This window comes from Nicoliella sp. ESL1106 (assembly GCF_058509965.1).
The window spans coordinates 771,549-790,814 of sequence record NZ_CP196340.1; the positions used below are offsets into that span (position 1 = coordinate 771,549).

Below are 19,266 nucleotides of genomic sequence, written 5' to 3' on the forward strand. Positions count from 1 at the left end.
TTCCGTTAGGGATAGTTTTTTTATTTGGTTATTCTTGACTGTTTAGTCAAAAAAACATATAATGTAATTATGGGAAGAAGAAAAAGTTTTAATCAATCAGAAGTATTAAATAAAATTAGTATGGTGTTTATCCAATACGGTTTTGAAGGAACTTCACTAGATTTACTAGTTAATGCCACTGGACTGCTCAGAGGTAGTCTTTATGCTACATTCGGTAGCAAGTTAGGGATGTTCATTGCAGCTTTGAAAGAAAATATTAATCATGGGAAGGATTCGTTTGTAACAACTTATTTAATAATTATTGCAATGATGGAATTAATTGGTATCAATGTGGAGGTAAAGCAAATTGTTTTAAATTGGTATCATACTCAATCCCAAGGTGATATTGAATTAACCCTGGGAAGAGCGTTGTTACATAAAAGTGGACTTTTAGGAGGAATTGATGATGGAAAACAAAGTTGAAATTAATTCAAGAAACTTAGTTGTGATCCCACAAGGAATTGACAAGGTATTAAGTTTGAAAAAATCATTAACTTTTCAATTAAATCATATATTAGGGGCAACAATTGATAACGAAATTCTAAACGAATCAAAGGGAATTAAAGATGGCGGAACTAATATTCCAGGGTATTATGCCGGAACTTTTATTAAAAATAATCGTAAATCGTTTTTTAATATTAAGAGATCTAGCACTGCAGTTGTAATCGAATTAACTAATGAAGACTATAATCAGCTGGTAATTGGAGTTGATAATCCGAGAGAGTTGGTTGATCAAATTAACAATTTGGTTGCAATTAATAATAAATAGCTAGCTATTTACTATTAAAATTAAAATCAATTACCCATTGACGTTGGCTGAGATTCGAAACGCTTAATGGAAGGGGATTATAACATTACTCGGCCGATTAAATCGGTTAATCAATTACCACAAAAGGTGCATGTAGAAATGGTAACCATTTTTGATGAAAATTAGGTAAAAAGTATAACTACTTAAAAAAGAACGTTATTATTATATTAATAACGTTCTTTTTGTATGGTAAGATAGTACTAAATCTTTAATTTATGTGAGGAATTAAATGAAAGCAGACAGTACTACCTTAGTGGATTTTTTATCCCAAAATAAGACCCTTTTTAAAATTCCTGTATACCAGAGAAACTATGAATGGGGAGAAAACCAGTGTAAGCAACTTTTTAATGATTTGATCAAATCAATTGAAATAAATAGTGGACATTTTATTGGAACGGTAGTATATGTTCCTGAATCTGGTGAAAAGATGAGCCACATTGATATTATTATTGATGGTCAGCAGCGTTTAACAAGTTGTATGTTGTTATTATGTGCACTTGCTAAAAGTGATTCAAACATTAGCAATGAGATTACTGAGAATTTAATAATGAATAAGTTCGTTTCAATGAATGACCATATAAAATTGCAGTCCGTAGATAGTGATAAGTTGGCATTCAGGGCTGTTGTAAATGACTTAGAATATAGTCATCCTTCAAAAATAGTTCAAAACTACCAATTTTTCAAAAAGTTAATTTCAGAATCTAAATATACTCCACAACAATTGTTTGAAGGCTTGAATTTTTTAAATATGGTTTATATAGATTTAGATGGAAAGGGTGAAGCCGAAAACCCACAAATTATTTTTGAAAGCCTAAACTCAACCGGCTTATCATTATCATATTCTGATTTAATTCGAAACTTTTTATTAATGAGTTTAGATTCAAATGATCAAGAAAAATTATATAAGGATTACTGGCTAAGAATAGAAAGTTTAATTACAAATAAGGATTTTGATGGCTTTGTTCGAAATTATTTAATTATGAAAACTAATAGAATAGTTGCTATTAAGAATGTTTATTCCACTTATAAGCATTTTTATTCTGATAATGATTTTAATTCAGAGACGGCTTTAATTGATTTATATGAAAATGCTAAAAATTACGATAAAATTTTGAATGCTAATAGTGAGTCGAATGATTTTAATCGAATTATGAGACATATTAATATCTTAGACAAAAAAGTTGTTTATCCTTACTTCATGAAGTTATTAGATATGCAGTCTTCATCTAAAATCACTTGGAGTGAGATTAACGAGATTGCTCACGTAATTGAAAGCTTTTTATACAGAAGAATGGTGTGCAGTGTTCCTAGCAATGGACTAAATACAATCTTTATTGGTTTAACTGGGACTAGTAAGAATGATAGTGAATTGAGCATTCTACAAAAAAGATTTATAAATGTTAATTTTCCCGATGATAAGATGTTTAGGGATAACTTAATTGACTATCCCATTTATGATAGAAAGCCCAATTGGGCCAAGTTAAGCTTGGTGGTAATTGAAGAGCATAAGACAAAAGAGACAATTGACTTTGAAGATGCACAGGTAGAACATATAATGCCGCAAAAATTGTCTGATGATTGGAAAATAGACGTTCCCAATGCTGATTCGATTAATCGTGATTACGGTAATACAATTGGGAATTTAACGTTGACCAAGTATAATCAGGAATTAAGTAATAAAACTTTTGATGAAAAAAGGGCGTATTACTCACAATCTAACGTTCTTTTGACTAGGGAATTATCCAATAATTATGACGATTGGAATAAAAACAGCATTATTAGTAGAACTAATGAGTTAGCTCGTGAATTGATTCAAATTTTTCCTAAGTTAGGGATATTTAGTAAATTTACAATTGCAGATCTTAGCGGAGAACATTTAATTGATGAAAATATAGATGTTACTGGGACTAAACCAATTAGATTAACAATTCAGGGACACTCTATTAAGGTGAGTTCATGGAAATATTGTCTAGTTGAATTTTTAAATTATGTTTGGCAAAATGATACTTCCACTTATTATAATGTTAAAAATGATTATTCCGTGTCTAAGGCCTTATTAGGTAGCGCAAGGTCACCTAAGGTATTAAGTAATGGCGAAACGATAGATACTAATCATTCTGCAAAAACAATTGTGGCTTTGATATCTAAAATGTCTGAAATTTGTGGAATTAGTGATGAAGTTAGCTATACGCTTAGATAAAAATGGATTTTGAACATAAAAAGCTCGTGAATCGCACGAGCTTTTTTACGTATAAACATATTTTACTTATTAATTTGTTTTTGGTGGAAATAATAAACTGGCACTCCAATTGCGGTTAAAATCACACCAGCAATTACCAATCCAGTTTGCGTGAAGATCGTAATGATCAACACGAAGAGCGCACCGACCAACGCAATGATAGGGACGATTGGATAACCAGGCACTTTATATGGCCGATTCAAATCAGGGCGCTTTCTTCTCAGCATAATCACTTCGACGAATAATAGACAGAAGAATGACCACACGATGAACATCGACATATCAGTTAAAATATCAAAACTTCCTGAACACATCATCAATACGGCAACGATGAATTGGAAAATTGCTGCAACGTAAGGGGCCCCATTCTTGCTGACCTTAGCAAAGTGTTGACTGAATGGAATCATATTTTCGCTTCCTAGCACCCGTGGAATTTGAATTCCAGTAAAGAGGTAACCATTAATGGCTCCGTAAACTGACACTAAGATTCCAATCGTTACTAATTTACCACCGTATGCGCCAAAAATTTGGCTAGCAACTTGGGATGCCGTATTTTGATTCCCTGCAATTTCATTAATTGGCATGTTCTTTAAGAACACGAAGTTGATTAACGTGTAGATGATGGTAATTAAACTCAACCCAATGATAATCGCCTTTGGTAGGTCTGATTTAGGGTTTTTAAGTTCACCAGCAATGTTACTAATCCCAATCCATCCATCGTATGCGAACATCGTTGCAAGCAATCCTTGACCGAATGCCGACCATACGTTAGTGTGATTGATTGGCGTAAAAGGCCATAGTTGAACGTGAACTTGTCCGGGGATGAATAATCCAACTAAAGCAATGATTAAGATCGGAATCAACTTGATGATCAAAGCAATTGATTGGACCTGACCAGCTAATTGACTTCCCAGTAAGTTGATGATCAAAATCGTTAATCCACAAGCAATTGCCACCATTAGGCTCATGCTAGTCGAAAGGTGAAATAGGTTAACGAACTGGGTCCCAAATACTAAACATAATCCAGCTACGTTTCCAGGCGTGTAGACTAGTGATTGTGCCCAACCAAACAAGAATCCAGTTAACTTACCGTAACCTAATTCCAAAAACTTAACTGGACCACCAGTTTCGGGAAGGGCCGCTGCTAATTCTGAAACCGTTAGCCCTGCACAAATGGTCAAAATTCCAGAAACGATCCATACTAGAATCGTTAATCCAAACGAGTAGGTATTGGCTACGACGCTAGCGGTCTTGAAGAAGACTCCACCACCGATGACGGTTCCCATTACTGTCGCAAACGCGGCGAATGGACCAATCCCACTTTTTTTAATATCATTTTTCACTTTCAATTCCTCCATAAAAGTAATGAAACTATTTTAACACTTTTTTAAGAACTCGTCATTTTTACCCAAAAAAATAACCATCAATCTAAATTGATGGTTATTTAAAGGTTTATTTTAGTTACTTAGATCAACATCGTGGCGTCTTTGGAAATCAGCAATGTTTTTATATTCTGATTCAAATTCACGGGTTAATCGAATGAAAATTGGTAGTAATTCACGATAAATTTCGTAGTTTTCTTGGTTCGGTTCGAGGGCAAAACTCTTCCCAACAAAGTGCTTAACTTCTGCCAAGTCATCGATCATTCCTAAACTATACATTCCAAGGGTGGCAGCCCCTAATGCAGTTCCTTCGACGCTTTCTGGAATGTGAACCTCTTGTTCAAAAATATCAGAAATAATTTGTCGACAAATGGCAGATTGTGCAAATCCACCTGTTACTTGGATCGACTTAGGTTCACCGACGACTTCCTTTAATGCAAGTGAGACGGTATAGAGGTTATAAACAATTCCTTCCAATGCGGCTCTGATCATGTGTGCTCTGGTATGGATTCTAGTCAAACCAAAGAATGATCCCCGCGCGTTGGCGTTCCAGATTGGAGCTCTTTCCCCACCAAGGTAGGGGTGGAAGATCAAGCCATCTGAACCAGCATTAATCTTTGAAGCAATCTTAGTTAGGATTTCATATGCACTCACACCCATTTGTTCAGCAGTTACTTTTTCAGGGGCACAGAGTTGATCACGGACCCACTTGAAGACGCTTCCACCATTGTTAACGGGACCACCAATGACCCACATTCCCTTAGTGAGGTAGTAACAAAAGACCCGTCCCTTTTTATCCGTCTTAGGCTTGTCAGACATGATTCGAACAGCACCTGAGGTTCCAATCGTAACGGCTTCGACACCGGGTTGAATGGCGTTGACCCCGAGGTTTGCTAATGGACCATCAGATGATCCAATGACGAACGGCGTACTTGGATCTAGGTTAAGTAGTTTGGCAGTGGTTGGGTGTAAGCCCGTTAGTTGGTAAGTGGTATCAACTAGTTCTGGTAATTGGTCACGACTAACCCCAGTTAATTTAAGTGCGTCTTCATCCCAATCGAGGGTGTAGATGTTAAACATCCCAGTTGCATTGGCGATTGAGTAGTCTTCCTTTAAGACGCCAAAGAAACGATGCAAGATGTATTCCTTGATACCGATGTACCAGCGAGCTTGATTATAAATATCCTGATGGTCATGTTTGAGCCAAAGGATTTTAGATAGGGGCGTCATTGGATGGATTGGTGTCCCAGTAGCTTCGTATAGCTTTTGGCCCATATCGCTTTGCTTTAATTCTTGGGCGTATTTATAAGCACGGTTATCGCCCCAAGTGATGGCACGCGTCAATGGCTTGTATTCATCATCTAAGACGATCAAACTATGCATGGCACATGAGAAAGAAACGCCCTTGATAGTATCTTTTTCTTGATCGACCATTGCGGTTAACTTTCGAATTCCCCTGACGGTGGCACCTAGGATTTCATCTGGATCTTCTTCCGACATATCGGGCGTATCTTGGTACATTGGATAGCCGTTATTTTGGAGACCAGCAATTTGACCGTTTTCATCATATAAAATGACCTTTGCACTTGTGGTTCCAATATCTACACCAATAATATAGTTCATTTTGTTACCTCATCTCTTTATTTTTGTTTTATAAAAATAATGGTTAATGTCGTTTATATTATATGAAATCAATTATACACCTTCAAGCAATAGCCGTATTAAATTCGATTATCAGATATTTGTAATGTATAATTGATATATTAATGAAATTGGAATGATTATTTTGAATAATAATAGTAATTCTAGGGTGGCCCGATTTACTAAGTTACGGCGGATTAGCCGAATCCGCAGTTTTTTTAAATTGATAATTTCGATGGGGCTTATTTTTTTATCGTTGATGGGAATGAATTGGTATCAACATTATCAAAATCGCAAATTAAATAGCTACCCAATTCGTGGGGTGACCATTAGCCAACAGAATAGTCATGTTGATTTTATTTCATTGGCTAACATTGGTGAAAAATTTGTGTATATTCGTGCTAGTCAAGGTTCGATCTATACTGATGACGATTTTGCTGATAATTATCAACGTTCCCAAGGATCTGATTTAAAAGTGGGCGTTTATCATTCGTTTAGTTTTAGCAGTAGCGCTAAGAATCAGTTTGCTAATTTTAGTTCTGAAGTAGGAAATAATGTTGGAATCCTGCCAATTGCAATTCAAATCAACACGAATGAAGCGGAATTGAATCACCAGCAAATAACATCAGTGCGTAAATTTATTGGTTTAGTGCAAAAGCGTTATGATCGGCGCGTCGTAATTTGGACGACCAATAAGATCTATCAGCAAGTTAATTTTGGTAAACAGCTATGCTTATTCTGGTCGCTCAATAATAGCTTAGAACATAATCAGATCGCATTGAAAACATACAATGCGAATCAAACGTTAAAAAATGATGGGCAAAATCAACAATTCATTCAATCGGTATTTAGCGGGAATAAGCGACAATGGTTGAATTACATTCGGCCGCATTTATTAAAAAATGGGGGAATCACAATTGAAAACTAACTTTGCACAACATTTTAAACAACTCGGTTTTGATCATTTAACACCGATTCAAGATCAGGTATATCAACCAATCATAGATGGAAAATCAGTATTAGGACTATCCCCAACTGGATCGGGGAAAACAGTTGCCTTTACCATTCCGATCGTTGAAAAATTGACCCCAGGTGCTGGTACTCAAGTGTTGGTATTAGAACCATCACAAGAATTAGCAATGCAAACCACTTCTGTAATAAGGGATTGGGCAAAATTGAACGATGCGAAGGTATTAGCGCTAACTGGTGGCGCAAACGTAAAGCGACAAATTGAAAAATTAAAGAAGCGTCCTGAAATAGTAGTTGGTACGCCAGGAAGGGTCTTAAACTTACTGGATGAACATAAGCTAAAGCTACACCATTTACAAACTGTGGTAATAGACGAAGCTGATGATTTATTGCAAGACACGACTTTATCCTCGGTGAGGTCAATTATTAATCAGGGGCCATCCGACGTTCAATTAACGTTCTTTTCGGCAACTGATACCGAAATTTTGCATTCCCTAAAACAATGGTTCAACGTTGAACCAGAATTGATCGACGTTCGTTCGATCGACCATAGCTCAGGTGAAGTCAAACATCGGCTATTGAACGTTTCGCGTGGTAATCGCAACCAAATGTTGAATCGCTTACTTCATATTAATGGCTTCAAAGCACTGGTATTCTTCGATCAACTATTGGATTTAAACAGAGCTTACAGTTTTTTTAGACATAATCACATAACTAATGTTGCTTCTTTAACTAGTAATATGAATCAAATGCAACGACAAAAAGCGATTTCAGGATTTCGAAAGGGCCACTATAAATTATTGCTTACTACTGATGTTGCGGCGCGAGGGTTGGATATTGTTAAATTACCAGCCGTGGTGAATTTTGATCTGCCTAAGGAATCTAATCAATACGTCCATCGGGTCGGCAGAACCGGGCGGATGGGTGAACCCGGTCTAGTGGTTAATTTTGGGAATGATCATGATTTTAGAGATTTAAAAAGGTTGATCGTGGACAACGGCTATGATTTACGGCCAACGTTTTTCTATCAAAATAATCTAGTTGATAAAGTCAGCACTAAAAAGCCTCACTCTTCTGCACCAAAGATTGAACCGACAGCTGCAAAAACAGCTTCTAATGCTGAGCAATCCGCAGCAAGCATTCAAACTAATGAAGAAAAGCCACAAAGAAAGCCGCGTAAAAAGTCAGCCCCTAAGTCGGACAAACCATTAAAAGCAACTAAAAAGCAGCTCAAACATCGTAATAAAAAACATTTAAAGAATAAGGGCATGCGAAAAAAATGGCGTGATGCTGACAAATAACCCCCTTTACTTTACATTGTAAAGATGAGAGAATTAAGAGTGTTGTGGCCCCATAGCACAACAGGATAGGGCACCCGCCTCCTAAGCGGATGATCCCGGTTCGAGTCCGGGTGGGGTCATTTGTAACAAATCGACTAAAAAATTTACACAAAATTTACAAAAATCAGATATTATATTTACATTGCCTTGTTAGAATGAACTTGTTAAATAAATAAAGGACTTTCAGGGAGGCTCTTTTAATGCTTAGTATGAAAAAAGCGTTATCATTTGTAACAATTTTAGGTGTATCTGGTGTATTACTTGCAGGATGTGGAAGCAAGTCATCAAACAGTGGTTCTAGTTCATCAAGTTCAAGTACCAAAATTACTGCTGTTGGTTCAACTGCTTTACAACCACTTGTAGAACAAGCAGCTACTGATTTCCAAAGTGCTAATTCAGGTGCAAGTATCACCGTTCAAGGTGGTGGTTCAGGTACTGGTTTAAGCCAAGTACAACAAAAGGCTGTTCAAATTGGTAATTCTGATATTTTTGCTGAAAAGCAATCAGGTATTAAGGCTAGCGAATTAAAGGATCACCAAGTTGCAGTTGTTGGTATGGCTCCAGTTGTTAACAAGGATGCCGGCGTTAAGAACGTTACCATGGATCAATTAAAGCAAATCTTTACTGGTAAGATCACTAACTGGAAACAAGTTGGTGGTAAGGACGAAAAGATTAGCGTTGTTAACCGTGCTAAGGGTAGTGGTACTCGTGCTACATTCGAACAAGCTGTTCTAGGTGGCGCAACTGCTGTTAAGGCTCAAGAACAAGACTCAAATGGTACTGTTCAAAAGATCGTTTCAACAACTCCTGGTGCTGTTAGTTACCTTGCATTCTCATTCTTAAATGACAAGTTACAAGCACTTTCAATTGACAATGTTAAGCCAACTGATGAAAACGTTGAAACTAACAAGTGGAAGATCTGGTCATACGAACACATGTACACTCCAGCTACTCCAAACAAGGAAGCTGAAAAGTTCATCAAGTACATCCAATCTGACAAGGTTCAAAACGGATTAGTTAAGAAACTTGGTTACATCAGTATCTCAAACATGAAGGTTACTAAGGATGCTGACAACAAAGTTACTAACAAGTAATTAAAAACAATTTATTAATAGAGGGACTGGAGGAGTACGTTTAGTACCGCTATCCAGTTCTTTCTATTTTACGGGGGATTAGATTAAATGGATCAAATCAAAGCAAAGTTGATGAAGCCTTCTAAGGAAACGAAACAAGAAACGGTTGGTAAGGTCATCAGTTATACTTGTATTGTTGCAATTATGCTTTTAGTTTTATTGGTTTTGTATTTTATTATTTCATTCGGGATGTCTACTTTTACTAAAAACAATGTAAATTTATGGTCGTTTCTTTCAGGAACTAACTGGAGTCCAGGCCAAGTAGATGCCCATGGTAATCCTGAAGTAGGGGCTCTCCCAATGATTGTTACATCTTTTGCAGTTACGGTTTTATCAGCATTAGTTGCGACTCCATTTGCGATTGCGGTTTCGTTATTTATGACGATCATTGCTCCTAAACATGGAAAAGGGTTCCTACAAGCAATCATTGAATTATTGGTCGGAATTCCATCAGTTGTTTATGGTTACATTGGTTTAACCTTAGTCGTTCCTTTCATTCGTGGAATCTATGGCGGAACTGGTTTTGGGATTCTATCAGGAACCATTGTGTTATTTGTAATGGTATTACCAACCATTACTTCTCTGACTGTTGATAGCTTAAAGGCTGTGCCACGTTACTACCTTGAAGCATCACTTGCCTTAGGAGCAACTCGTTGGCAAACAATTTACAAAGTGATTTTAAGAGCTGCAACACCAGGAATCTTAACTGCGATTATTTTTGGGATGGCACGGGCGTTTGGTGAAGCCTTAGCCGTTCAAATGGTTATTGGTAATGCTACCTTAATGCCAAAGAGTTTGTTAACTCCAGCCGCAACTTTGACTAGTCAATTAACTACTGGAATTGGTAATACTGTTATGGGATCATTACCAAATAATGCCCTTTGGTCATTAGCATTAATCCTATTACTAATGTCACTTGTATTTAACATCGCCGTTAAATTCGTTGGTTCGAAGGGAGACTTGAATAAATAATGAATCCGAAAATTGCCAATAAAATTGCAGACGCTGTTATTTACTTATTAGTAGCAGTCGTTGTTGTCATCTTAGCTTTACTGATCGGTTTTATCTTGATTACTGGAGTGCCTCATATTTCATGGCATTTCTTAACCTCTGTTTCACAATCATTTTCTGCTGGTGGGGGAATTAGAGACCAATTATTTAATTCCATTTACCTATTGATCTTAACCTTGATTATTTCATTTCCAATTGCGTTAGGTTCAGGGATTTACTTAGCTGAATACGCACCTAAGAATTGGTTTACAAACTTGATTCAAACATCAATTGAAGTATTAAGTTCGCTACCTTCAATCATTGTTGGTTTATTCTGTTACTTGCTTTTTGTTATTGAATTCCAATTAGGTTTCTCAATTCTATCTGGTGCAATTGCATTAACGTTCTTCAATTTACCTTTATTAACTAGAAGTATCCAAGAATCATTAGAATCCGTTCCTGACTTACAAAGACAAGCTGGTGCATCACTAGGCCTTTCAAGATGGAAAACCATCACTGGAATTATTTTCCCAATTGCCATCCCTGGAATTATTACTGGGATCATTCTTAGTGCTGGACGGGTGTTTGGTGAAGCTGCTGCTTTAATTTATACCGCTGGTGAAAGTGCTCCAGTAATTAGCTATACAGATTTTAATCCATTTGATACTGCTAGTTTCTTAAATCCAATGCGGCCAGCTGAAACATTAGCTGTTCACATTTGGAAAGTTAATACAGAAGGGGTTACTCCTGATGCTGCTCAAATTTCAAGTGGCTCTTCTGCGGTCTTGATTATTGTTATCTTGATTTTTAACTTAGGTGCTCACTACATTGGTAAGCGACTCTATGATAAAATGACTGCTAGTAAGTAATCTGTGAAGGAGAAATAATTGTGGCTTTTAAAAACTATGATTTTAATGATACCTACTTCGCTTCTTTCGATGAGGAAAAAGCGTTAGTAACCAAAGATATTCAAGTTTATTATGGTGATAACCATGCTTTTCATGATGGGAATTTATCATTTTCTAGAAATAAAATTACCGCTTTGATCGGTGCTTCCGGTTCTGGGAAGTCCACTTATTTAAGGTGTTTAAATCGAATGAATGACGACGTTGCACGTGTGACTGGGCAAATCCTTTATCGGGGTATGGATATCAATACCTCAGATGTTAACGTTTATGAGGTTAGAAGCCATATTGGAATGGTATTCCAAAGACCAAACCCATTTGCTAAATCAATTCGTGAAAACATTACATTTGCTTTAAAACAACATGGTCTTAAGGATAAGTCCGAATTAGATAAGCGAGTCGAGGAAAGTTTAAAGGGCGCATCGCTTTGGGATGAAGTTAAGGATCGTCTTGATAAAAGTGCGCTTTCCCTTTCTGGTGGTCAAGCTCAAAGACTATGTATTGCAAGAGCGATTGCAATGAAGCCAGACATCTTGTTAATGGATGAACCTGCGAGTGCATTGGATCCAATTTCAACTAAAAATATTGAAAACACTTTGAATCAATTGAAGAAGGATTATACGATCATCATTGTGACTCACAATATGCAACAAGCTTCTCGGATCAGTGACTATACTTCATTCTTCCATTTAGGCCATGCGCTTGAATTCGATAAGACTGAAAGAATATTTACTAATCCACACGTTAAAGCAACTGAAGATTATATTTCTGGTAACTTCGGTTAAAATGGGGGTAGCACAATGACAGATAAAATTATCACATCAGAAAATGTTCGCCTCTATTACGGAGAAAAAGAGGCTTTGCATGGAGTAAATTTAGATTTTAAAAAGAATGAAATTACTGCTTTGATTGGACCATCTGGTTCTGGAAAATCAACTTATTTAAGATGTTTAAATCGAATTAACGATTTGCTTCCAGATGTAACCGTTACTGGTAGTATTAAGTTAGATACCAAAGACATCTATGCACCAGATGTTGATATTACCGAATTAAGAAAAAAAGTTGGAATGGTGTTTCAACAACCCAATCCTTTTCCATTTTCTGTTTACGAAAACGTTGCTTATGGTGTAAAATTAGCAGGACGGAGTAAAGTTTCTAAGGATGAAATGGACAAAATTGTAGAGGACAGCTTGAAAAAAGCTGCTGTTTGGGATGAAGTAAAGGATAATTTAAATGATAGTGCACTATCATTCTCTGGTGGTCAACAACAAAGAATTTGTATTGCACGGGTATTAGCTGTTAAACCTGAAATTATTCTTTTAGATGAACCAACCAGTGCGCTTGATCCTATCTCTAGTTATGCGATTGAAAATACTTTACTAAAGATTAAAGAGGACTATACTATTATTATTGTTACTCATAATATGCAGCAAGCATCTCGTATCTCGGATCAAACTGCATTCTTACTAGATGGAAATCTAGTTGAAGCTGGCCCTACTAAAGAAATTTTCATTAATCCAAAGGAAAAGGAAACCAATGATTACCTTAATGGTAAGTTTGGATAAGGGGGAAATATAATGCACGACGAATTTTTAGAAGAACTTAAAGAGTTACAAACTACTTTCATGAACATGGGGATTAACGTTAGTGAACAAATTTATCAAGCCTCAACTACTTTCATGAACCACGATAAGTCCAGAGCTAAGTTAATTGTTAACGATGATTCTCAAGTTAACACCGAAGAAGTAGATCTTGAAAAGGAAGCATTGAACTTAATTGCTTTACAACAACCGGTAGCGGCTTACTTTAGACAAATTATTTGTATTTTAAAGGCAAGTTCTGATTTGGAAAGAATTGGTGACCACGCTAGTTCAATTGCCCAAGAAACCCTTCGGATGAAGAAAAAACAAAAATTATCTGATGTTGACGATATTATTTCGAAGATGACTTTAAAGATTAGAGAAATGCTTGAAGCAACTCTTGATGCTTACCTTCATGAAAATGAATCAGCAGCTAAATTGATTGCTCAAGATGACCTAACAATTGATAAATATTTTGTTGAATCTCGTAATTTAATTATTGCTGAAATTGAAAAGGATACTAAGAAAATTCCTTCCGCAGCTAGTTATTTATTAGTTGTTCGTTTACTTGAAAGAATCGGAGATCACATTGTCAATCTTGACGAATGGGTTGTATATAATCATTCTGGTAAGCTAGTGGAATTAAATCCAGGAAAAATTGAACCTGATTTAATCAAAAATGAATTAAAGACCGAAAAAGAAGAGGTTGATAATTCTAATTTAAAAGAAGCAAAGGAATCAGAAGATAGTTCATCCAAGTAATGATTAAAAACGATTTAATATTCATTTTTAATTAATTTAACTTTGGGGTGGAAGAATGAACACGATTTTGTTAGTTACAAATCATTTGAAATTAGCGATGAAAATCAATGCGGCTGGTAATAGTCGTGGCTTTTTCATCAATAATTTTACGAATATTTCAGACATTGATAGCTATCTTAATAGCTCTAAAATTGTTGGAATTGTTTGGGATTTAGATTTGACAAAAACATTCAAGGATTCATTGCGAGCATTAAAATCAGTTCGTGAAAATTTTAATGGACCAATGATTACAATTGAGAAAAAGTATAGTGCTGAGCATGAGCAAGCAATTTTTGAGGCACATTTTGATGATTATATTGTCGACCCAGAAGAAGGGATTGGCATTATTTTAAGAATTGAACAGCGTAATTGGGTCTATAATCGTATTAACAATGATAGCGACAATTCTAAAACTAGTAAACACACTAATTTGATTAAGTACAAGCATTTCACTGTTGATTTAAAACATTTTCAAGTTCAGTATTATGATGATAATATGAAGCTAACCCCCAAAGAATTTTACTTAATGAACTATTTGATTCGCCATAGCGGAATGGTTTTAAGTCGAGAGAAAATATACAACGGAGTGTGGGGATCTGAGCAAGATGAATTTTCCTACATTTCGTCTAGAATTGTTGATATGCATATTAGCCATTTACGAGATAAGTTAAAAACGTTAGCTAATGATGAGGCTAAAATAAAGACCATTCGTGGTTTTGGATATCAATTTGAATAAAGATAAAAAAGAACGTCTTTCAGGCACTGAGAGACGTTCTTTTTTATTGAAAATTGAATGAATAAAGGGCATTGTTCTACCTCTAATATGCTGCCTTGTAAAATTGTTTATACGCATTTAACCATCGCTAAATCATTACAATTCTGTTATATTTCGCCAAAATAAAGCCCCCATATACTGAACATTTTCTGTTCAACGTATGGGGGGCTTTATTTTTGTTTTATATAAATGCGGTCACAGTAGCCGAGATTAGAATTAGAATTAAACCAATTACCGTAACGATCATTTCTTTATTAGTTTTCCTTTGGTTTAAGAAGAAGATTCCAGTAATCGTTGCTACGATCACCGAAGTTTGCGAAAGCACAAATCCAGTTGCTAAACCATTCATATCGGGTTGAGCAGATACTAAGTAAGTAAGTGCAGCGAATCCAAAGAAAAATCCCGCAAAGATTTGCATGTATGATACTTTTTCTTTGAATACATTTTCTTTTTTAATCGTAAATAGGTTGTAGATAACAGCACCAATAACCATTCCGATTGCTTGTGGTAAAAAGGCGTGGACCCCATCAATATGAGCGGCTTGGGGAGCTGCTGAATATGACCAATAACCGAACACCCCAATTATAAGTAGGATGGTTGCCTTACCTAATTGTGATGAACCAGCCTTATCATTTTTTTCCTGCCAAGAAGTCATAATTGCACCAATAATAATAACGATTAATGCGATAATACCAATTATTTTTTGATTTATGGTACTCCAATTGCCTAATGCAAAGACACCCCAAAGCGATGTTACGATTAATTGTAAAGCAGTAGTGATCGGCATCGTTCTTGATGAACCGATTAGTTGATACGACTTGAAAGCTAATACCTGACCAAAATCCCAACCAATCCCTGATAGCATTGCTAGAATAAAGGCACCACCTGTTGGAATTTGCAATTGTCTAACTACCGCAAATAGGATTGCTAAGCACAGGGTTCCAATCGTAGTTCCTAAAATTTGGTTATTTGGCTTCCCACCAATTTTAGATGCAATCGTCGGAAATAATCCCCACCCAAATAGTGGTCCCAATCCAATTAATAATGCAACTGTATTCACATTCATTCCTCCTAAGCAACAAATTATTTAACTAATCTATTTTACATTAATTTAAAAAAATATTCTATCTTTTTCTAAAAACGGCAAACTTAGACCAAACGTAGTTAAATACAATTACAAATACTTCTCCAATTACTTTCATGATTAGTGTGGAGACCCCTAAATAGACATGCCCAATTGAAATAATGACATCTTCCATGATAATCGATCCAAATCGACCTGGAACGAATATCCCTAGTTCTTTTAGGTAGTTTTTCATTCCAGAGTTTTTAGAGTGAAAAACGAACTTACGATTAGTAACAAAGGCAAAAATGGTACAAATGATTCCGACGAGGGTATTGTAAAAATTAAGCCAAAATTCAGAACCATTAATTTGTTCACCAGTAATCGGTGCTTTAGTTAGAATAAAAAAGAGAATGTAGTTTAAAACAGTTGTTAATACACCCCAAAATAAGTAGTCAATTGCTTCTTTATTTTTAATATATATTTTTTTGAACATAATTACTTCTTTTCTTTCACAATGTATTTTGGTCGATCCTTTGTTTCTAAATAGATCTTACCAATGTAGTTACCAACTAGACCGAGACAGAATAGTTGAATGCCGCCAATTAATAGGATCACGGATACCATTGATGGCCAACCAGCAACTGATCCGCCAAAAAATAGCGCTCTAATGATCACAAATAAAAGGCCCATAATTGAAACAAAACATGAAAACAATCCGATAAAGGTTGATAGCTTCAACGGTGCATCTGAAAAATCAACGATTCCTTCTAGTGAATAGTTAATTAGTTGATACATTGACCAATGGGTTTTACCAGCAGCTCTGGGGACGCCATCGTATTCCAGGTATTTAGTTTTAAAACCGACCCAACTAAAAATTCCCTTCGTAAAACGATTATATTCTGTTAATTTCAAGACGCTGTCGACATATTGACGGGTCATTAAACGATAGTCCCTTACGTTGGGCTTAATATTAACAGCAGAAATCCAATTGATTACCTTATAAAAGCTAGAGGATAAAAAGGCTCTAATTGGATTTTGTTTTCTTGATTTTTGAACACAGCCGATGCAATCGTAGTCCTCAGTATTAATTATTTTTAGCATTTTGGGTAATAAAGCAGGTGGATCTTGCAAATCAACATCCATAATCGCAATATATTTACCCTTTACATTTTGCAACCCCGCTGCCATTGCTGATTCCTTACCAAAATTCCTAGAAAAGGAAATATAATGAACGGTATCTGGATGGTTAATTTGGAGGTTTTTAATTTCATTTAACGTATTATCCGATGAGCCGTCATCAATAAATAAATAGTAGGGTTCGTATAGTTTGTTTTTTTGATTCATTTTTTGGAAAACCTGATCCGTTGTCTCAAAGAATAGTTTGATGGACTCTTCTTCGTTGTAACAAGGTACGATTAATCCGATTAATTCCATGTTGATTACTCCCTTAAGTGTATCAATTTACTGTTTTTCATTTTATCATACTAGGTAAATAAAAAATTGTAATCGGTTAATATTTTACAAAATCTACAATGATAAAATATTTTGTTATAATTAAGGTTAAGCATAAAATTTAGTGGAGGTTATATTATGAATACCCCGATCAAAGTAATGACGATTTTTGGGACTCGACCAGAAGCAATTAAAATGGCTCCCATTATCCTAGCGATGAAAAAACGACCAGCGCAATTTAAACCGATTACCGTTGTATCAGCCCAGCATCGTGAAATGTTAGACCAAGTCCTAAGCGTTTTTAAAATTAAACCTGATTATGATTTGAATGTAATGAAACCAAATCAAACCCTAAGTGGAATTACGACTTCTGTAATTAATGGGTTGGATTCAATCATTGATGATACTGCCCCTGATATTATTTTAGTTCATGGTGATACAACAACGACCTTTGCTGCAGCAGTCAGTAGTTTTTATCACCAAATTCCCCTTGGCCATGTTGAAGCAGGGCTACGCACATGGGATAAGTATTCTCCATATCCTGAGGAAATGAATCGTCAAATGACAGATGTATTAGCGGATTTATATTTTGCACCGACCCAGTTAAGTCGGGATAATCTATTAAGGGAACATCATGACGCACAAAATATTTTTGTTACTGGGAATACTGCAATTGATGCCTTAGAACAAACTGTAAGTGCTAATTATAAACATTCTGTATTATCTAAGATTGATACGAAACACCGTATTATTTTGTTAACGATGCATCGGCGTGAGAATCATGGTGAACCAATGCGGAGGACTTTTAATGCGATTAAGGATGAATTAGATCAGCATCCAGATGTCGAAGTTGTATACCCAGTGCACTTAAGTCCAGTGGTGCAAAAAGTGGCTCATGAGTGTTTTGATGGGGATCCACGAGTTCATTTAATTGAACCACTGGGGGTAGTTGACTTCCATAATATGGCTGCAAAAAGTTATTTTATTATGACTGACTCAGGTGGAGTCCAAGAAGAAGCACCATCATTAGGGAAACCCGTGTTAGTATTACGGGATGAAACTGAAAGACCAGAAGGCGTGGATGCTGGTACCCTTAAATTAGTGGGGACTAATACCAAGTTGATTAAACAGGGGATTGAATTATTATTAGATGATCCGATTGCATATCAAAAGATGGCTGATGCTAAGAACCCTTATGGGGATGGTAAGGCATCAACTAGGATTTTGGATGCAATTCAAGCTAATTTAGGGCGGGTGACACATCATGCTTAATCGTATACCAACTAAATTAAGAAGAATTGTAAGCGTATTTATTAATCACTATCAAGCAGCTAACGTTTCTGATTCTGCAGTTGTAATTGCCTATTATTTATTGTTATCAATTTTTCCATTATTATTTATTATTGGTAGTATTCTTAGTTTTTCTGGAATTGATAGTGGTTCAATTTTAAATTATCTCCATCCACTTCTGCCCCCTCAAGTAAATCAAACGCTGGGTCCCATTATAAGCACGGCCCTTAATGGTGGGGGCAAACAACTTTCGGTCGGAATTATCATTACGATTTGGTCCTCAAGTCGGGTAACCGCTGCTTTAAAACGGACGTTTGATAGTGCATATGGGGTTAAAAATAATCACGGAGCGTTAATCACCAGAATTTTTTCGTTTATGTGGATGATCTTAATGTTCGTTGCAATTACGGTAACGCTAGTATTCTTCAGTTTTGGTAATAAGTATATCTTATCGATTTTGAAGGTGCCGACAATCATCTATCAATTAATTGACGACGTTAGGATTCCAGTCTCGTTAGGAATTCTTTTCTTAATATTGATGTTTGTTTACTATGTCATTCCAGCGGCATCCACTAAGTTTAGGTACGTTTGGATTGGTTCATTGGTAGTTACGGTTGGGATTTTAGTTTTATCCCAAGGATTTTCAATTTACTTAACCTACTTTTCGAAGGGCTTTTCAACTTATAAGGCCTTAGGAACGTTTATTATTTTAATGTTTTGGTTATACTTCATTGGAATATTAATTTTATTTGGCGCCGTAGTAAATGCTTCAATTCAGGAACTAAAAGAGGGTAAAATCAAGGCTAAATCTATAAAAGAGCGAATAAAAAAAGTCACAGAACAATGATAGTTCAGT

General features: G+C 35.8%; 19 protein-coding genes and 1 tRNA gene. 15 read left to right on the top strand and 5 right to left on the bottom strand.

What is annotated here, in order from left to right; translation table 11 throughout:
* Positions 1-24: 24 nt before the first annotated feature.
* The 3 genes from ACSVI6_RS03190 to ACSVI6_RS03200 all read left to right on the top strand — a co-directional run bounded on the left by ACSVI6_RS03190 (position 25) and on the right by ACSVI6_RS03200 (position 3,047).
* Entirely contained in the window at positions 25-462 is a 438-nt protein-coding gene (locus ACSVI6_RS03190) for a TetR/AcrR family transcriptional regulator (RefSeq protein ID WP_491720937.1), read from the top strand.
* The gene (locus ACSVI6_RS03195) at positions 446-808 is read left to right on the top strand and encodes a hypothetical protein (protein ID WP_491717260.1); all 363 of its coding nucleotides are present in this window, start codon (positions 446-448) and stop codon (positions 806-808) included. The genes ACSVI6_RS03190 and ACSVI6_RS03195 overlap by 17 nt, the downstream gene beginning before the upstream one ends.
* Before the next feature lie 268 nt (positions 809-1,076).
* Positions 1,077-3,047, top strand: coding sequence for a DUF262 domain-containing protein (locus ACSVI6_RS03200; RefSeq protein ID WP_491717261.1), 1,971 nt, complete (start codon positions 1,077-1,079; stop codon positions 3,045-3,047).
* 62 nt (positions 3,048-3,109) lie between these two features.
* Here ACSVI6_RS03200 and ACSVI6_RS03205 read toward each other — a convergent pair whose 3' ends face one another.
* Positions 3,110-4,444: an APC family permease gene (locus tag ACSVI6_RS03205; RefSeq protein ID WP_491720457.1), complete on the bottom strand. Its 1,335-nt coding sequence runs from the start codon at positions 4,442-4,444 to the stop codon at positions 3,110-3,112.
* Positions 4,445-4,543: 99 nt separating this feature from the next.
* Complete coding sequence (gene gntK, locus ACSVI6_RS03210) at positions 4,544-6,091, bottom strand: gluconokinase (RefSeq protein ID WP_491716059.1); 1,548 nt, start codon at positions 6,089-6,091, stop codon at positions 4,544-4,546.
* A gap of 253 nt (positions 6,092-6,344) precedes the next feature.
* On the opposite strand from gntK, the gene ACSVI6_RS03215 reads away from it, so the two are divergent.
* The 10 genes from ACSVI6_RS03215 to ACSVI6_RS03260 all read left to right on the top strand — a co-directional run bounded on the left by ACSVI6_RS03215 (position 6,345) and on the right by ACSVI6_RS03260 (position 14,563).
* Entirely contained in the window at positions 6,345-7,037 is a 693-nt protein-coding gene (locus ACSVI6_RS03215) for a GH25 family lysozyme (protein WP_491720458.1), read from the top strand.
* Positions 7,027-8,379 (top strand): DEAD/DEAH box helicase, encoded by a 1,353-nt coding sequence (locus ACSVI6_RS03220; RefSeq protein ID WP_491720459.1) that lies wholly within the window; start codon positions 7,027-7,029, stop codon positions 8,377-8,379. Before ACSVI6_RS03215 ends, ACSVI6_RS03220 begins: the two co-directional genes overlap by 11 nt.
* A 46-nt stretch (positions 8,380-8,425) precedes the next feature.
* A tRNA-Arg gene (locus tag ACSVI6_RS03225) sits at positions 8,426-8,498 on the top strand.
* 129 nt (positions 8,499-8,627) lie between these two features.
* The gene (locus ACSVI6_RS03230) at positions 8,628-9,512 is read left to right on the top strand and encodes a phosphate ABC transporter substrate-binding protein PstS family protein (RefSeq protein ID WP_491717287.1); all 885 of its coding nucleotides are present in this window, start codon (positions 8,628-8,630) and stop codon (positions 9,510-9,512) included.
* 87 nt (positions 9,513-9,599) lie between these two features.
* On the top strand, positions 9,600-10,523 hold the full coding sequence (gene pstC, locus ACSVI6_RS03235; RefSeq protein WP_491716062.1) for a phosphate ABC transporter permease subunit PstC: 924 nt from the start codon (positions 9,600-9,602) through the stop codon (positions 10,521-10,523).
* The gene (gene pstA, locus ACSVI6_RS03240; protein WP_491716063.1) at positions 10,523-11,410 is read left to right on the top strand and encodes a phosphate ABC transporter permease PstA; all 888 of its coding nucleotides are present in this window, start codon (positions 10,523-10,525) and stop codon (positions 11,408-11,410) included. Before pstC ends, pstA begins: the two co-directional genes overlap by 1 nt.
* A gap of 20 nt (positions 11,411-11,430) precedes the next feature.
* Positions 11,431-12,231 (top strand): phosphate ABC transporter ATP-binding protein PstB, encoded by an 801-nt coding sequence (gene pstB, locus ACSVI6_RS03245; RefSeq protein WP_491716064.1) that lies wholly within the window; start codon positions 11,431-11,433, stop codon positions 12,229-12,231.
* A gap of 15 nt (positions 12,232-12,246) precedes the next feature.
* A complete protein-coding gene (pstB, locus tag ACSVI6_RS03250) occupies positions 12,247-13,011 on the top strand; it encodes a phosphate ABC transporter ATP-binding protein PstB (RefSeq protein ID WP_491716065.1) in 765 nt (254 codons plus the stop codon).
* Positions 13,012-13,023: 12 nt separating this feature from the next.
* A complete protein-coding gene (phoU, locus tag ACSVI6_RS03255; RefSeq protein WP_491716066.1) occupies positions 13,024-13,788 on the top strand; it encodes a phosphate signaling complex protein PhoU in 765 nt (254 codons plus the stop codon).
* 55 nt (positions 13,789-13,843) lie between these two features.
* Complete coding sequence (locus ACSVI6_RS03260; RefSeq protein WP_491719443.1) at positions 13,844-14,563, top strand: winged helix-turn-helix transcriptional regulator; 720 nt, start codon at positions 13,844-13,846, stop codon at positions 14,561-14,563.
* Positions 14,564-14,783: 220 nt separating this feature from the next.
* On the opposite strand, the gene rbsU is transcribed toward ACSVI6_RS03260, so the two are convergent.
* The 3 genes from rbsU to ACSVI6_RS03275 all read right to left on the bottom strand — a co-directional run bounded on the left by rbsU (position 14,784) and on the right by ACSVI6_RS03275 (position 17,102).
* Positions 14,784-15,662, bottom strand: coding sequence for a ribose/proton symporter RbsU (gene rbsU / locus ACSVI6_RS03265; RefSeq protein ID WP_491720460.1), 879 nt, complete (start codon positions 15,660-15,662; stop codon positions 14,784-14,786).
* Positions 15,663-15,726: 64 nt separating this feature from the next.
* The gene (locus tag ACSVI6_RS03270; RefSeq protein WP_491720461.1) at positions 15,727-16,161 is read right to left on the bottom strand and encodes a GtrA family protein; all 435 of its coding nucleotides are present in this window, start codon (positions 16,159-16,161) and stop codon (positions 15,727-15,729) included.
* 2 nt (positions 16,162-16,163) lie between these two features.
* Positions 16,164-17,102, bottom strand: coding sequence for a glycosyltransferase family 2 protein (locus tag ACSVI6_RS03275; RefSeq protein ID WP_491716070.1), 939 nt, complete (start codon positions 17,100-17,102; stop codon positions 16,164-16,166).
* 156 nt (positions 17,103-17,258) lie between these two features.
* On the opposite strand from ACSVI6_RS03275, the gene wecB reads away from it, so the two are divergent.
* Both wecB and ACSVI6_RS03285 read left to right on the top strand, forming a co-directional pair.
* Positions 17,259-18,392: a non-hydrolyzing UDP-N-acetylglucosamine 2-epimerase gene (gene wecB / locus ACSVI6_RS03280; RefSeq protein WP_491716071.1), complete on the top strand. Its 1,134-nt coding sequence runs from the start codon at positions 17,259-17,261 to the stop codon at positions 18,390-18,392.
* On the top strand, positions 18,385-19,257 hold the full coding sequence (locus tag ACSVI6_RS03285) for a YihY/virulence factor BrkB family protein (protein ID WP_491716072.1): 873 nt from the start codon (positions 18,385-18,387) through the stop codon (positions 19,255-19,257). The genes wecB and ACSVI6_RS03285 overlap by 8 nt, the downstream gene beginning before the upstream one ends.
* Positions 19,258-19,266 lie beyond the last annotated feature (9 nt).

Coding starts and splice junctions, on each gene's coding strand:
- ACSVI6_RS03285 (WP_491716072.1), top strand. CDS start 18,385: ATGCTTAATCGTATACCAACTAAATTAAGAAGAATTGTAAGCGTATTT.
- ACSVI6_RS03205 (WP_491720457.1), bottom strand. CDS start 4,444: ATGGAGGAATTGAAAGTGAAAAATGATATTAAAAAAAGTGGGATTGGT.
- gntK (WP_491716059.1), bottom strand. CDS start 6,091: ATGAACTATATTATTGGTGTAGATATTGGAACCACAAGTGCAAAGGTC.
- pstC (WP_491716062.1), top strand. CDS start 9,600: ATGGATCAAATCAAAGCAAAGTTGATGAAGCCTTCTAAGGAAACGAAA.
- ACSVI6_RS03215 (WP_491720458.1), top strand. CDS start 6,345: ATGGGGCTTATTTTTTTATCGTTGATGGGAATGAATTGGTATCAACAT.
- ACSVI6_RS03200 (WP_491717261.1), top strand. CDS start 1,077: ATGAAAGCAGACAGTACTACCTTAGTGGATTTTTTATCCCAAAATAAG.
- phoU (WP_491716066.1), top strand. CDS start 13,024: ATGCACGACGAATTTTTAGAAGAACTTAAAGAGTTACAAACTACTTTC.
- ACSVI6_RS03275 (WP_491716070.1), bottom strand. CDS start 17,102: ATGGAATTAATCGGATTAATCGTACCTTGTTACAACGAAGAAGAGTCC.
- ACSVI6_RS03230 (WP_491717287.1), top strand. CDS start 8,628: ATGAAAAAAGCGTTATCATTTGTAACAATTTTAGGTGTATCTGGTGTA.
- ACSVI6_RS03270 (WP_491720461.1), bottom strand. CDS start 16,161: ATGTTCAAAAAAATATATATTAAAAATAAAGAAGCAATTGACTACTTA.
- pstB (WP_491716065.1), top strand. CDS start 12,247: ATGACAGATAAAATTATCACATCAGAAAATGTTCGCCTCTATTACGGA.
- ACSVI6_RS03260 (WP_491719443.1), top strand. CDS start 13,844: ATGAACACGATTTTGTTAGTTACAAATCATTTGAAATTAGCGATGAAA.
- wecB (WP_491716071.1), top strand. CDS start 17,259: ATGAATACCCCGATCAAAGTAATGACGATTTTTGGGACTCGACCAGAA.
- ACSVI6_RS03195 (WP_491717260.1), top strand. CDS start 446: ATGGAAAACAAAGTTGAAATTAATTCAAGAAACTTAGTTGTGATCCCA.
- pstA (WP_491716063.1), top strand. CDS start 10,523: ATGAATCCGAAAATTGCCAATAAAATTGCAGACGCTGTTATTTACTTA.